Source organism: Pseudoalteromonas sp. XMcav2-N, from assembly GCF_024124545.1.
GTDB lineage: Bacteria > Pseudomonadota > Gammaproteobacteria > Enterobacterales > Alteromonadaceae > Pseudoalteromonas.
Genome location: NZ_JAMXSF010000001.1, coordinates 622618 through 637798, shown reverse-complemented (window position 1 = coordinate 637798; position 15181 = coordinate 622618). Strand labels below are relative to the sequence as shown.

The 15181-nt window shown below is 46.9% G+C and carries 14 protein-coding genes; 12 read left to right on the top strand and 2 right to left on the bottom strand.

Features of this window, described 5'->3' with window-relative positions; translation table 11 throughout:
- Positions 1 to 490: 490 nt before the first annotated feature.
- The 12 genes from ccoN (at position 491) to NH568_RS02545 (ending at position 12797) form a co-directional block, all read left to right on the top strand.
- The gene (gene ccoN, locus NH568_RS02600) at positions 491 to 1924 is read left to right on the top strand and encodes a cytochrome-c oxidase, cbb3-type subunit I (RefSeq protein WP_138552104.1); all 1434 of its coding nucleotides are present in this window, start codon (positions 491 to 493) and stop codon (positions 1922 to 1924) included.
- 12 nt (positions 1925 to 1936) lie between these two features.
- Positions 1937 to 2557 carry a cytochrome-c oxidase, cbb3-type subunit II gene (gene ccoO, locus NH568_RS02595; RefSeq protein WP_054013840.1) on the top strand — a complete coding sequence of 207 codons (621 nt, stop codon included), beginning with the start codon at positions 1937 to 1939 and terminating at the stop codon, positions 2555 to 2557.
- A 6-nt stretch (positions 2558 to 2563) separates the two neighbouring features.
- Positions 2564 to 2749: a cbb3-type cytochrome c oxidase subunit 3 gene (locus NH568_RS02590; RefSeq protein ID WP_253044423.1), complete on the top strand. Its 186-nt coding sequence runs from the start codon at positions 2564 to 2566 to the stop codon at positions 2747 to 2749.
- Positions 2746 to 3711, top strand: a complete 966-nt coding sequence (ccoP, locus tag NH568_RS02585) for a cytochrome-c oxidase, cbb3-type subunit III (RefSeq protein WP_253044422.1) — start codon at positions 2746 to 2748, stop codon at positions 3709 to 3711. Before NH568_RS02590 ends, ccoP begins: the two co-directional genes overlap by 4 nt.
- 118 nt (positions 3712 to 3829) lie before the next feature.
- Positions 3830 to 4321 carry a FixH family protein gene (locus NH568_RS02580; protein WP_054013842.1) on the top strand — a complete coding sequence of 164 codons (492 nt, stop codon included), beginning with the start codon at positions 3830 to 3832 and terminating at the stop codon, positions 4319 to 4321.
- A gap of 5 nt (positions 4322 to 4326) precedes the next feature.
- The gene (locus NH568_RS02575) at positions 4327 to 6702 is read left to right on the top strand and encodes a heavy metal translocating P-type ATPase (protein WP_253044421.1); all 2376 of its coding nucleotides are present in this window, start codon (positions 4327 to 4329) and stop codon (positions 6700 to 6702) included.
- The gene (gene ccoS / locus NH568_RS02570) at positions 6699 to 6881 is read left to right on the top strand and encodes a cbb3-type cytochrome oxidase assembly protein CcoS (RefSeq protein WP_054013844.1); all 183 of its coding nucleotides are present in this window, start codon (positions 6699 to 6701) and stop codon (positions 6879 to 6881) included. Before NH568_RS02575 ends, ccoS begins: the two co-directional genes overlap by 4 nt.
- On the top strand, positions 6859 to 7530 hold the full coding sequence (locus NH568_RS02565; RefSeq protein ID WP_253044420.1) for a sulfite exporter TauE/SafE family protein: 672 nt from the start codon (positions 6859 to 6861) through the stop codon (positions 7528 to 7530). Before ccoS ends, NH568_RS02565 begins: the two co-directional genes overlap by 23 nt.
- A gap of 227 nt (positions 7531 to 7757) precedes the next feature.
- On the top strand, positions 7758 to 8486 hold the full coding sequence (locus NH568_RS02560; RefSeq protein WP_253044419.1) for an FNR family transcription factor: 729 nt from the start codon (positions 7758 to 7760) through the stop codon (positions 8484 to 8486).
- Positions 8487 to 8586: 100 nt separating this feature from the next.
- The gene (uspE, locus tag NH568_RS02555) at positions 8587 to 9510 is read left to right on the top strand and encodes a universal stress protein UspE (RefSeq protein ID WP_253044418.1); all 924 of its coding nucleotides are present in this window, start codon (positions 8587 to 8589) and stop codon (positions 9508 to 9510) included.
- Between the two features lie 149 nt (positions 9511 to 9659).
- Complete coding sequence (gene ttcA / locus NH568_RS02550) at positions 9660 to 10577, top strand: tRNA 2-thiocytidine(32) synthetase TtcA (RefSeq protein ID WP_253044417.1); 918 nt, start codon at positions 9660 to 9662, stop codon at positions 10575 to 10577.
- Between the two features lie 240 nt (positions 10578 to 10817).
- On the top strand, positions 10818 to 12797 hold the full coding sequence (locus tag NH568_RS02545; RefSeq protein WP_253044416.1) for a methyl-accepting chemotaxis protein: 1980 nt from the start codon (positions 10818 to 10820) through the stop codon (positions 12795 to 12797).
- Between the two features lie 59 nt (positions 12798 to 12856).
- Here the strand turns inward: NH568_RS02545 and arsJ are convergent, their stop codons facing one another.
- Positions 12857 to 14056, bottom strand: a complete 1200-nt coding sequence (gene arsJ / locus NH568_RS02540) for an organoarsenical effux MFS transporter ArsJ (RefSeq protein ID WP_253044415.1) — start codon at positions 14054 to 14056, stop codon at positions 12857 to 12859.
- Positions 14057 to 14058: 2 nt separating this feature from the next.
- On the bottom strand, positions 14059 to 15072 hold the full coding sequence (locus tag NH568_RS02535; protein ID WP_253044414.1) for an ArsJ-associated glyceraldehyde-3-phosphate dehydrogenase: 1014 nt from the start codon (positions 15070 to 15072) through the stop codon (positions 14059 to 14061).
- Between the last annotated feature and the right edge of the window lie 109 nt (positions 15073 to 15181).

The following is a 15181-nucleotide window of genomic DNA, read 5'->3' as shown; positions in this document are numbered from 1 at the left end:
AAGGATCTGAGGCAATACAATTCAAGGAAATTTGCGAACTTTCACTTTTTTCTGAACTTTCATGTATAATAGTAGCTGGGTCTGAACAGGCCGTTAGAAAAGTGACTATAAAAACACCGGTGAATGTGCAAGTTTTCTGCATAATACGAAGTGTGTGACATTGAGAAAAGAAATCCAGTGTAAGTGGAATAGGTCTTTTCGACCAGCCTTTGGCGTCAAGTTTTGCAATTTGTTTTGATATTGCGCAATTCGCGTACTCATTGAACAAGTGACTCGTTCAAAATTTGATTGATGTCATTATTTTAGGTGTTTGTAGTATCTTTTCGTTTGCAAAAAAATTATTATTTCCTTGCAAAAATAAGGGTTTCTCAAGCTGGTTAGAGCTCCATTCTAGAGGATGTAACTCCAACGGGTTTGTTGAAATAAAAAACAGGGCCTGTATTACAGGTTAATCATTTCTAATCGCATTAATTGCAGCGGAATCCAGAAAATGAGCCAAACAGTAGCATCACAAACTGAGTACAATTATAAGGTTGTACGCCAATTCGCTATAATGACAGTGATTTGGGGCATCGTTGGCATGGGTGTAGGTGTATTTATCGCGGCGCAACTTGCGTGGCCTGCGTTAAACTTCGACATTCCATGGTTAACTTACTCTCGACTTCGTCCGTTACACACGAACGCAGTAATCTTCGCATTTGGTACAAGTGCACTTTTTGCAACATCTTACTATGTTGTACAACGCACGTGTCAGACGCGTCTATTCTCTGACAAGCTAGCCGCTTTCACTTTCTGGGGCTGGCAGGCAATCATTCTTGCAGCAGCTATCACACTGCCACTGGGTATCACATCTTCTAAAGAATATGCTGAGCTTGAGTGGCCAATCGATATTGCTATTGCTGTTGTTTGGGTTACGTATGCCGTTGTTTTCTTCGGTACGTTGATCAAACGTAAAGTGTCTCATATCTACGTTGCGAACTGGTTCTATGCGGGCTTCATTATCACCGTTGCAGTACTTCACATCGTAAACAGCATGGCTGTACCTGTGTCCCTCACCAAGTCATACTCTATTTATGCCGGTGCGGTTGATGCAATGGTTCAGTGGTGGTACGGTCACAACGCGGTAGGTTTCCTACTAACCGCAGGCTTCCTGGGTATGATGTACTACTTTGTGCCTAAGCAAGCAGGTCGCCCTGTTTACTCTTACCGTTTATCGGTTGTTCACTTCTGGGCACTAGTTTCTCTATACATCTGGGCTGGTCCTCACCACCTGCACTACACAGCACTGCCTGACTGGACTCAGTCTTTAGGCATGGTGATGTCTGTGATCCTGTTCGTTCCGTCTTGGGGTGGCATGATCAATGGTATCATGACGCTGTCTGGCGCGTGGCACAAACTACGTACCGACCCAGTACTGCGTTTCCTAGTTGTTTCTCTGTCTTTCTACGGTATGTCGACCTTCGAAGGCCCTATGATGGCAATCAAATCTGTAAACGCGCTATCACACTACACTGACTGGACTGTCGGCCACGTACACTCAGGTGCACTGGGTTGGGTAGCAATGATCTCTATCGGTGCCATCTATCACCTGATCCCTGCGCTATTTGGTCACGCGAACATGTACAGTGTAAAACTGGTTAACACCCACTTCTGGTTACACACAGTTGGTGTTGTTCTGTATATCGTTGCAATGTGGATCTCTGGCGTAATGCAAGGTCTGATGTGGCGTGCAGTTAACTCTGACGGTACTTTGATGTACAGCTTCGTACAATCTCTTGAAGCGTCTAAGCCTTTCTACATCATGCGATTCCTGGGCGGTGTATTCATCGTGGTTGGTATGCTGGTAATGGCTTACAACGTTTACCGTACTGTGGTAGCTAAGAGTGGTTCTTTGACCACTGAAGCTAACACGCAAATGGCTTAAGGGGTGTCGAGTATGAGCAATAATAACTCTACAAACAAACATGAAATCGTCGAAAAGAACGTCGGCCTGATGGCTATCCTGACGGTTTTTGCCATCAGTTTTGGTGCACTCGTTGAGATCACACCACTGATGTTCCAAAAAGACACCACCCAGCCAGTTGAAGGCTTACGCCCTCTTACAGCGCTGGAAATGGAAGGTCGTGACATCTATGTCCGTGAAGGTTGTTACAACTGTCACTCACAGATGATCCGCCCATTCCGCGACGAAGTTGAGCGCTATGGCCATTACTCTGTAGCTGGTGAATCTGTTTGGGATCACCCGTTCCAGTGGGGCTCTAAGCGTACAGGTCCAGACCTGGCACGTGTTGGTCAACGTTATTCTGATGACTGGCATTTTGCTCACCTGATGGATCCTCGCTCTGTAGTACCTGAGTCAAATATGCCTGGCTACCCTTGGCTCAATGAGAATGTATTGGACGGTCAATTAACCGCTAAGAAACTTGAAGTGTTCCGTAACTTTGGTGTGCCATACACCGATGAGGACATTCAGGGTGCTGAGGCAGCAGTAAAGGGCAAAACCGAAATGGAAGCCCTGATTGCCTACCTTCAGCAACTTGGCACACATTTGAAGTAATTTGTTATGGATTACGGCACATACAGAGGCATTTTGACTCTGGTAATATTAGTACTGTTCATAGTGATTGTTGTGTGGGCATACAGCAAGCGTAGCAAACGTCGTTTTGATGACGCTGCCAATGCCATCTTTGAAGATGAAAAGAAACACAACAAGACAATCTCAAACGAGGAAAAGGAGTCTGAAAAATGACTAGCTTTTGGAGTATTTGGGTCATTGTATTGACCTTGGCGTGTCTGGCTCTGATCTTTGGCCTGCTGCTTTGGAACCTGAAAAACTACACAGGTGTTGAAGAAGGCGAAAGTTGTGGTCATGAGTTTGACGGAATCGAAGAACTGAACAACCCACTACCAAAGTGGTGGACTTACATGTTCTTCGCAACATTTATCTGGTCTGTTTACTATCTTGCTGCTTACCCGGGTCTGGGTAACTTTGCAGGCTTTTTGAACTGGACGAGCTCTAACCAGGGCGTGACGTCTCTTGAAGAGTCAAAACAAGCAACGGAAGAAGCCAAAGCAAATGGTCACTGGGTTCAACTCGATAAAGAGTTTGAAGCTGCTGACGAGCGTTTCGGCCCTATCTTCAAAGCGTTTGCTGAGCAAGATATCGAGACACTGGCAAAAGATCAAAAAGCACTAGAAATTGGTCAACGCCTGTTCGCTCAGAACTGTGCACAATGTCACGGTTCCGATGCACGTGGCGCAATGGGCTTCCCTAACCTGGCAGACAATGACTGGTTATATGGCGGTACACCTGACAAGATCAAAGAAACACTACTGCAAGGTCGTGTTGCTGCGATGCCAGGTTGGCAAGATGCACTGGGTGATCAGGGCATCAAAGAAATGACTGCTTATGTACTGAGCTTGTCTGGTCGTAAGGTAAACCAAAAAGATGCAGCTGCGGGTCAAGCCAAGTTCGCAATGTGTGCGGCCTGTCACGGTATGGACGGTAAAGGCTCTGTTGCCCATAACCTGCCTTTCGGTGCACCTGACCTGACTGACAACATCTGGTTGTATGGTGGTTCTCAACGTGCTGTTGAAGAAACACTACGTCACGGCCGTGCCGGTGTAATGCCAGCGTGGAAAGACATTCTGGGTGAAGACAAAGTGCACCTGCTAACAGCTTACGTGTACAGCCTCTCTCAGGAGAAATAATCGAATAGATTATAAGTTTATTTAAGATCAAAAAAGCCTCCAATCGGAGGCTTTTTTTTAGGTATTTACCCCCAAATAAGATAGAATATTGCCACTGAAATTAAGCTGTTGAGTCGTTATGAACCCTACTCCCTGGTATAAGAATTTTTGGCCTTGGTTTTTAATGTTTTTTCCGCTGGTTACCATAATTGCCTGCGTATTTTTGGTGATCTTTGCCGTCGGTAATGGTCCGGACATGGTAGTCGACGACTACTACAAAAAAGGCAAAGCCATTAACCTTGAACTCAGCAAATTCGATAAAGCCAAAGCTTTGTATTTACATGGTGATCTTGATGTCAGTGAAGACAGAGTCAGCTTTACCTTTACTAAAGGGGATCACAGCAAGGTAAATGCCCTGAAAGCCTCTTTTTATCACCGAACAGTCAAAAAATATGATTTTGAGGTCACCCTGCTGGCCAATGCCGCAGGCGAGTTTACCGCGATTCTGGATGAACCTCATCGTGGTGCGTTTACCGTGTTTCTTGAACCTATGGACCAGAGCTGGAAGTTAAAAGAGAAACTTCAGCTGCCCACCGCACAGAAAGTCGCCATTTCTCCAGAATATAAGTAGACACTATGACAACCAGTTGTTTTCATTGTCTGGAGCCCGTACCGCCGGGGTTTTCTGCTCACATAGAGTTTGAAGGTCAGCCGCAGCCAGTGTGCTGCACTGGCTGTCAGGCGGTCGCCGAAACCATTCTTGCTCAGGGCATGAGCGACTACTACAAATTTCGCACCGACAGTGCTGGCAAGGTAGAAGAGCTTGTTCCGGAGCAATTAAAAGAGCTGCTCAGTTACGACAATGCCGATATCCAGCAAGACTTTGTAAGTCAGCAAGGCGAACTGCAAGAGGTGTTACTAAGTGTTGAAGGGATCAGCTGCGCGGCCTGTGCCTGGCTTATCGAAAAACAACTACTTGGACTCAAAGGCATTGCCCGGGTTGATGTGAACACGTCGACACACAGAGCTATGATCCTGTGGCACCCACAGCAATGTAAGCTCAGTGATATCATCAAATCACTACATCAAATTGGCTATAAGGCCTACCCTTTTCAGGCCGATGATGAAGCCGCGCAAAAACAAACCGTCGCTAAAGCCTATTTACGTCGGCTAGGCGTTGCCGGCCTCATGACCATGCAGGTCATGATGTTCGCGTTTGCCATGTATTTTGGCATGTTTTCCGGCATGGAAGACAATTTCGAACAATACTTCCGCTGGATCAGTTTATTTTTAGCCTCTCCGGTGATCCTCTACTCGGCCATGCCATTTTTGACCAATGCCATCAAAGGCCTCAGAGCTAAGCAGCTCAATATGGATCTGCCCGTCTCGCTGGCCATTTTTGGTGCCTATGCGGCAAGCTGTTACGCCACTGTGATGTCGGTGGGCGAAGTCTACTTTGAATCAATTTGTATGTTCACCTTTTTGCTATTGCTCGGCAAATATCTGGAGTTCAGAGCCCGGCTGAAAGCCAGTGAATTTACTGCCAATCTACAAAAACTGCTCCCTCTGACTGCACGTAAGCTGCTGCCTGATGGTGAACAAAAAATAGTCGCCGCGAAAAGCCTGCAACTGAACGATCAGATTATGATCAAGCCTGGTGAAACCATCCCTGCCGATGGCGTGCTGATCTCAGGCTCTACCACAGTTGATGAATCAATGATGACGGGAGAACATCTGCCGGTTAAAAAGTATCAGACTCACCAGGTCTATGCAGGTACTATCAACCACGATGGCGTGATCACCATTGAAATCAACAAAGTCGGGCAAAACACCCTGCTCAATCAAATCATTAAGCTACAACATAATGCCCTGACAAAACGGCCTAAAATAGTCGAAGTCACTGACAAAGTAGCACAGTGGTTCGTGGCCTGTTTATTAATTTTCGCCTCCATCACCGCAGTTGCCTGGTACCAGATAGATCCACCCCATGCGTTTTGGGTCACTATTTCCGTATTGGTTGCAACTTGTCCATGTGCACTGAGCTTGGCTATCCCAACAGCTTTGACATGTGCTGTTGCCACACTCACCCGAAAAGGGATCCTGATCAAAGAAAGTCATGTTTTGGAAACCGTGCCTAAACTCACCAGAATGGCGTTTGACAAGACAGGTACCCTCACTGAAGGACGCTTCTCAATTGAATCCATCAGCGTGCTTGATACAAGTTGGCAGGAATCCGACGTAATGGCGCTGGCCGTCGCGCTTGAACGCTATTCAGAACATCCGATTGCCAAAGCTTTCACCGAACAAGTGGTGTCACCCAGGAAGCTGAGTGACGTGGAAGTCATCACTGGCAGTGGTGTAAAAGCCCGCTGTGGTCAGCAAAAGGTTGCCATTGGTAAGTCTGCCTGGTTTGGCAATCACAGCTCTTTTGCACAAGCAACCCTCTTTGTCGATGACCAACCAGTTGCAGATTTCTATCTTGCAGACAAAGTCAGAAATAGCGCGCCTGAGATCATCAGCTATGCACAAGGTCAGGGCCTAAGCTGCCATTTGCTTAGTGGTGACAGCTCAAATGCGGTCAAAAACTTGGCCTTAGAACTTGGGTTGGATACCTACAAAAACGCTTGCTCTCCGCAGGATAAGCAACAGCAGGTAGAATCCTGGTCTGCACAGCAGCATATTGTTGGCATGGTCGGTGATGGCGTTAATGACAGTCCGGTATTTAATAGTGCGCACTTGTCCATTGCAATGGAGACCGGCGCAGATATTTCCAAAAATACGGCGGATGTCGTGTTGCTTAACAGCGACCTTAAATCACTACAAACACTGCATCAGGTCGCTAAAAAGACCAAAACAGTAATAAAACAGAACCTCACTTTGTCACTCTGTTACAATGGCTCAATATTACCGCTCGCAGCGATGGGACTTGTGCCACCCTGGGTGGCCGTCATTGGGATGTCTGCGAGCTCGATTCTGGTGATCACTAACTCTTTGAGGTTATTGAAGCTATGAGTATTATCTATATCCTTATTCCCATTGCGATCTTGTTTGTCATTATCGCAATCGGGGTGTTTTTTTGGGCCGTCAAAAGCGAACAGTTCTCTGATCTGAACAAGCAAGGACACAGCATTCTGTTCGAAGACGACAAAGAGCAACATAATAAAAGTAATGACCGAGATAAGCCTGTTTAGCGCCTTTGTGATGGGCTTGGTCGGAAGCGGCCATTGTCTGGTCATGTGTGGTGGTATTGCATCAAGCCTGCAACTAGCTCAAACCAAGCAGTCGCCGTTTGTAACCGCACTGCTCTATAATCTGGGCAGATTAGGCAGTTATATGGTGGCCGGAGCATTGGTTGCCGGACTCGGAGCCGCATTTGCGAAACAAAGCACCCTATTTGCCAACATCCTGAATGTGCTGAGTGGCGTATTTATGTTGCTGGTTGGTGTCTATGTGATGCGCCTGGCAGCAACGTTAAACTGGCTGGAAAAAGCAGGAAAGTGGTTGCTCTGGCAACGCCTGGTGCAACTTAACAAGTATTTACTCCCAGTCGACAGTAAGACAAAGGCGCTGGCATACGGTGCTCTATGGGGCTGGCTGCCTTGTGGTCTGGTCTATTCGGCACTGACCTGGACTCTTCAGGCAGATGGCAGCTTCAGCGGTGCGCTCACGATGGCCGCCTTTGCACTGGGCACTTTTCCTGCAATGCTCGCGGTAGGACAAACCGCCCAACTGCTCAATACATTTTTGAATCATAAGGCTACACGTATTGCGCTTGGCAATATTTTTATTTGGTATGGCTTTTATCTACTAATCATTGCAACCGACAAACTAGTACATTAATCTAGCAGTGGTAATACTATTAGATGAGCGTCATTAAACTGAGTCAGAGAATGGGAATTTTTTGGCAATCAGTGATCGACGGGTGGTAGTCGCTTAACCCCCTTTAGTCGCAACGCCTGCAATAGTAGAAGAATATCTGAATTACAGATATTGAAAAGTTCAAGTATTAAAATATGACCGCATCTAATAGAATGTCATTAACGTGCGTCATAGATAACGGATTTGTTATGGATTTAAGTAATCGTTCAAAAAGTCAATGTACTATCAGCTGCAATAACTGTAGCATCAGCCAATTGTGTCTGCCCTTCTCTTTAAACGGCAGCGAAATGGATAAGCTAGATGAAATCATCGAGCGTAAAAAACCCCTCCACAAAGGGGACTTTTTGTTCGAATCCGGGAGCGAGCTCAATGCTATCTTTGCCGTTCGTTCCGGATCATTCAAATCTTATACTATCTCAGAACAGGGTGACGAGCAGATCACCGGGTTTCACCTGGCGGGAGACTTAGTTGGATTTGATGCCATCAATAAGATGCAGCATCAAAGTTTTGCTCAGGCACTTGAAACGTCCATGGTGTGTGAAATCCCATTTGATACTTTAGATGAACTGGCGGGCAAGCTACCTAAACTCAGGCAACAGATCATGCGCCTCATGAGTAGCGAGATCAACTACGATCAGGAGATGCTGCTGTTGCTAAACAAGAAGACAGCCGAAGAGCGTCTTGCGACTTTCATCTTTAATCTGTCTAATCGATTTGGCGAGAGAGGCTTCTCACGTAAAGAGTTCCGTTTTACCATGACCCGCGGTGAAATTGGCAATTATCTGGGCTTGACCGTTGAAACAATCAGCCGATTGCTTAGCCGCTTCCAAAAGGCGGAAATTATCAAAGTAGAGGGCAAATTCATTACCATTCTGGATATTGATACGCTAGCAAAGACCGCAGCAATTTCTCTTTGATCTAAGGCAATTAACAGCCCACTTTTCCTTTATCCCACGGCGATTTCGATTACACTGTAAACAGAGTTGAAATCGTCCGTGCAAGATTAAGGAGCCCATTATGGAACAAATCAAACGCATTCTCACCGTCATAGATCCGACCAAACAACAACAGAACAGCCTGGATCGTTCTATCAGTCTGGCGCAAAAAACGGGTGCAAAAATCACCGCCTTTTTATCCATTTATGACTTTTCTTACGAGATGACCACAATGTTATCGCGAGAAGAACGTGAGGCGATGAGGGAAGCGGTAATCAAAGACCGTGAGGCCTGGATTGCGGAGCTTACCAGCGGCTATCAAAACATCGATATTGAAACCAAAGTAGTCTGGCACAACCGCCCCTACGAGGCCATTATCAAAACCGTGCTTGAACAACAGTTTGATCTTGTGATCAAAGCCACTCATCAGCATGATACGCTCAAATCCGTGATTTTTACTCCTACAGACTGGCATTTGATCAGAAAGTGCCCTGCCCCAGTCTTATTGGTCAAAGATCATGCCTGGCCAGAAAAAGGCGAAATACTTGCAGCAGTCAATGCTGTCAGTGATGATGAACAACATCAGGCGCTGAATCATCGTATCATCAAAGATGCGCAATTTTTATGTGAGCTGGCCAACGCATCTCTGAGTCTGGTCAACACCTATCCGGCAACACCAGTAAACATCGCCATTGAGATCCCTGAGTTTAATCCATCGCAATACAACGAAGCGGTGAAGAAACACCATGAGGAGGAAACCTGGGCACTGGCAGAGCGTTTTGGTCTTAGCAAAGCACAATGTGTTATTAAAGAGGGCTTACCAGAAGACGTAATCCCCCATATTGCGAGTGAGCAGAATGCAGAGTTGGTTGTTATTGGTACCGTTGGACGAACAGGCCTCAGTGCGGCATTGGTCGGTAACACCGCCGAACATGTCATCGATAGCCTTGACTGTGATGTACTGGCACTCAAACCGGATGGCTATAAAAGCCCGCTCGCACAGTAAATAAACCATTATGATCGGCACGCAGTTGCGTGTCGACCCGCTCTTCCCTGCCCCCGATTGTAATCTCACCACTTATATTGCAGTTTACTGGTCTGACGGTATAATGCGCCCTTATTTATTTTTGCCGTCATTTTGATATAGGGGGGCGAGTGTCTCACTCACAAGAAGCTAAGCAAGCATATAGCCTTAACAAGTTGCAAAAACGCTTAAGAAGGCTGGCCGGTCAGGCTGTAGGCGATTTTAATATGATCGAAGATGGTGACCGCATTATGGTTTGCCTGTCTGGCGGTAAAGACAGCTATACTCTGCTGGATGTGTTGCAACACCTTCAGCGTGTCGCCCCTATCAAGTTCGATGTGTTTGCAATCAACCTGGATCAAAAGCAGCCTGGCTTTCCTGAGCATATCTTACCTGAATATCTGGATACCCTTGGCGTAGAATATAAAATCGTTGAGGAAGACACCTACTCTATCGTCAAAGACAAAATCCCCGAAGGCAAAACAACCTGCTCACTGTGTTCACGCCTGCGTCGCGGTATCCTGTACCGAACTGCAAAAGAAATGGGCGCCACTAAAATTGCCCTGGGACACCACCGTGATGACATGATTGAGACGATGTTTTTAAACATGTTCTATGGCGGTAAATTAAAAGGCATGCCACCTAAGCTAATGAGTGATGATGGTCAGCATATGGTTATCCGACCGCTGGCGTACTGTAAAGAAGCTGACATTGCTCGTTATGCGAAGAGTCAGGCATTCCCTATCATTCCGTGTAACCTTTGCGGCTCACAGGAAAACCTGCAGCGTAAGCATGTTAAAGCAATGCTCAATGAGTGGAATAGCACTCACCCGGGCAGAATTGAGAGCATTTTTACAGCCATGCAAAACGTCGTGCCCTCACACCTGGCAGATCATGCTTTGTTCGATTTCCGTACTTTGCAAAAAGACGACGTTATTGATGGTGGCGATATTGCGCTCGATAAGCCGGAATTCCCGAGTATGCCCGCGGGCGCAGAACAGGAAGAAGACGAGCAAACCGTTCAGATCCAGGCAATAGAGCTTAGTTAAGTAAATGTTGTTACAGGCCGGATGCGCCAGCGTCCGGTGTCTGCCCTCGCAGAACCCTGCCATTTAGAGTCACAATCAAAAACGTAAACACTCTTGGAACGAAAACAAAAATAAGAATTTAGTTTCTTTTTTTTAACTTTTCGGATGTCAGAGTTCCCACTAAAGGGATTTTTGTTTACAATATGTGATAATAATCATTTTTAATTGCATTTAGCAAAACAACCTTAAGTCAGGTACCCCATGTCCACCAAACTCCGTTTGTTGATTTCATTCATGCTCGTTGGCTTGCTGCCCGCTGCGTTTATGGCAATCACATCCTTAATTACCGCATCAGATGCATTAGAGCGCCAGGCTTATAACCAGCTGACCTCCATCAAACACATTAAACACCGTCAAATCGACGATTATTTCAAGGCCCGTAAGGCAGATCTGAGCCTGATCGCTGCACAATGGCAGCAAATTGCCAGCTCCAAGACTCGCTCAGGCACCGCTGAGCTCGCCCGAGATAATCACGCTCTGTTCAAGCATTTTATCGAGCAAAAAGGGTTTTATGACCTGTTTATCATCGAGACTAACGGTTTTATTAGCTACACCGTCGCTAAAGAGAGTGACTATCAGACCAACCTGAGAACCGGGCCTTATCGCGATTCAGGACTTGCTCAGCTATTTCGTAACGCACTCAATGGTCGTCAGTTTTCCATCACAGATTACCAACAATACGCTCCGAGTAATAACGAGCCCGCGGCATTTATCGGTGTGCCGATTCAGGTTGACGGGCAAATTCACTCCGTTATTGCGTTACAAATCGCCATAGATACGATTAACGACATCATGCAACAACGTGATGGTATGGGCAAAACAGGCGAATCCTATCTGGTAGGCTCAGATTTAAGAATGCGTTCCGACTCCTACCTGGATCCAACAGCGCATAGTGTAACGGCCAGTTTTGCCGGCTCGGTAGCGCGTAATGGCGTTGATACCTATGCAGTCAGGCGCGGCCTGCAAGGCTTTTCTGAGACAGAGCTGATTATTGATTACAATGGTAACCCCGTTTTGTCGGCCTATATGCCATTTCAATTTGCTGACCTGAACTGGGTGTTACTCAGTGAGATTGACAAAGCTGAGGCATTTGCGCCAATTTATCAATTGTATTGGTTTATTGCCCTAATAGGTGCTATTGCAATTATCGCAATCAGCATAGCAACCTGGTTGATCGCAAGCTCGGTACTACGCCCACTAGGTGGAGAGCCCAGCACAATGCGCGACATCAGTGAGCGTATTGCTTCAGGTGATTTGCGCCAGGATTTTAGCCAGGACACCAATGTGACCGGTGTGTACGGCGCTATGAGGCAAATGACCAGCTATCTCACCGGCGTGATTGGGACTATCAGTGAAACAACTTCTCAGCTTGCCGTTACGGCCAGCCAGACCAGTGCCGCCAGTGAGCAGGCCAACACCAGCTTGCAGGAGCAACATGCAAACATTGAGCAAGTCGCCCTTGCCATAGCCGCCACGGCTCAGTCAGTCGAAAGTGTCGCGAATAGCGCCAATCAGGTTGCAACGCTCAGCGTCGACACACAAGACAGTACTCAGGCTGCGAGCCAGACATTGGCGGAATGCGTTTCTAAAATGACAACTCTCGATCAGGTGATCAGCGACTCTGAGCAAGCGATCAAAGAGGTAGAATCAGGTGCTCAGAACATAGGTAAAGTGATTGAGGTGATCCAGGCTATCACCGAGCAGACCAACCTGTTGGCGCTCAATGCCGCCATAGAGGCAGCCAGAGCTGGCGAGCATGGCCGTGGTTTTGCCGTCGTTGCAGACGAAGTACGCCAGCTTGCCTACAAAACTCAACAGTCTACCGGTGACATAGAAACCATGATCCAGGAGCTACAAAGTGCGACCGCACAAGCGGTTGATAAAATGCATCAGTCTGCCGAAGTTGCTCAAGCATCCATCTCAGCAACCAATGAGAGTGCTGTCAGCCTGCAAACCAGCTTCGCACAAATTCAGGAAATTTCGGCAAGTGCAAAACGAATCGCTCAGGAAGCACAACAGCAGACCTCAACCACTGAAGAGATCAGTTACAATATTGACGCTATTAAACAAGCCGCACTGGATAACGCAGCAGGCGCAGATCAGGTGGCCAGTGCCAGCCTGGATTTGGATAAACAGTCAAGAAAGCTCAAGCAAATCACCGCGAGCTTTAAGTTGCCATAAACATCTCAATGCGCTCATAAAGTAAGACAAACCTCCTGGTTTGTCTTACTTTTAAAGCCCTACCTGGTGTGGCGTTTAAGCCCATAGGTAAGCGCAGTCGCAAGCATGAGTAAAACACTTGATATCAGTAAGCAGCTAACTAGCCCGCCATACTGATAGGCAAGGCCCGATAATATGGTTCCCGCAAGGCGACCCATCGCATTCGCCATATAATAGAAGCCAACATCCATTGACACCCCATCTTCATCAGCAAAATGCACAATCAAAAAGCTGTGCAGAGAAGAGTTCACTGCGAACACGGCACCAAATATCAGTAAACCCGCGACAATCGACACTTGTACATACCATTGGGACCACAATGCCAGGGCAATTAGCGCAGGTAACAGAGTTAACAGAGCCACCCAGACAAAAGCTTGTTGCGTATTTGAGCGTCGATTACCCAGCAGCCTGGGGGCATTGGCCTGAACCAGCCCATAAGCAATGACCCAGCTTGCCATAAAACCGCCAACCCACCAGTGATCCCAGCCAAATACACTGGCCAGATAGACCGGCAAAGCCACTACAAACCAGACATCACGGGAAGCAAATAAAAATAACCGCGCGGCGGATAACCAGTTTACCTGCTTACTGGTCGAAAACATTTCTGAGAACTTAGGCTTGTGCTTTTTCTTACCCAGGTCTTGCTTGAGTAATAGTAAACTGAGTACCCAGGTTACCAGCAGCATAGTGCTCATAAACCACAGCGCGCCCTGAAAGCCTAGCTGTGTCAGGAGCAGGCCGCCCATGAAGAATCCCACACCCTTTAGCGCATTTTTCGACCCTGTGAGAATAGCAACCCACTTAAACAGTACACCATCCTGATCTTTAGGCACCAGCAGCTTAATGGCACTTTTGGCACTCATTTTATTCAAGTCTTTGGCAATACCGGATAGCGCCTGGGCCACCATCACATACGCGACGCTAAGCCACTGCGGGTCCACAACCAGCATAAGGAGGGCCACAATTTGCAGGAACAAGCCCACATTCATAGTCTTGTTCAGGCCCATTCTGGCACCCAGCCAGCCACCAACCAAATTAGTCACGACCCCAAACACTTCGTAAAGTAAAAATAACGAGGCGATTGCGATAGGACTGTACCCCAGCTGATGGAAATACAACACCACCAACATACGTAGTGCCCCATCGGTCAGGGTAAACGACCAATAATTGCCAGTTATAACCAGATACTGCTTAATGGGCGCAGAAAGCTGTTGTAACACGCTTACCCCCAGCGCTGTGCAATCACATGGCGAACCAGATCTGCGGTACGGTTAGCGTAACCCCATTCATTGTCATACCACACATAAAGTTTAACCTGAGTACCATTTACTACCATGGTAGACAGTGCATCTACAATGGCACTGCGAGGATCTGTTTTATAGTCGACAGACACCAGAGGGCGCGTTTCATAGCCCAAAATACCTGCAAGCTCCCCTTGTGCAGCCTGCTCCATCCAGCCATTGATTTCTTCCACTGTGGTCTCACGATTGACTTCAAACACACAGTCTGTAATTGATGCGTTAGTCAGTGGTACTCGAACGGCATGACCATTCAGCTTGCCTTTCAACTCCGGGAAAATATGGGTAATTGCTGTTGCCGACCCTGTTGTTGTCGGTATTAAACTGCTGCCGCAGGCGCGCGCTCTGCGCAAGTCCTTATGTGGCGCATCGATAATTGTCTGGGTGTTTGTGATGTCGTGGATGGTTGTCATTGAGCCGTGTTTAATGCCGATGTTGTCCTGCAAAACTTTAACTACAGGCGCCAGACAGTTAGTCGTGCATGAGGCCGCTGTGACAATTGGGTGAGAGTCAGCATCAAATAGCTGATGGTTAACGCCCATCACGACATTCAGAACCCCCTCTTCTTTAACAGGCGCAGTTACAACCACCTGTTTTACACCCTGAGAAAAATAGCCAGACAGCTTTTCTTTGCTTTTCAATTTACCACTGGCTTCAATCACTAAATCACAGTCTGACCAGTCAATTTTTTCCAGCTGAGTTTGCTGCTCCACCGCGATGCGTTTATCTGCAATCACCATGGTTTTCTCATCGCTGGCCTCGGCTTCCCACTCCCATTTGCCATGCACTGAATCAAAAGTCATCAAGTGAGCCAGTGTGTACGCATCGCCGCCTGGGTCATTGATTTTAACAATTTCAATGCCTGCAGTTTGCCATAGTGCTCGCATGGTGAGCCTGCCCATGCGTCCGAATCCATTGATACCTACTTTAATAGTCATGTGAATTACCTTTTTTAATAAAGCTGACCTCTTCTAAGCCCCCTCAGAAGAAACCTCAGATTCCATACTTCCAAACATGCGAATTATATTATATATGTTTTTTCATATA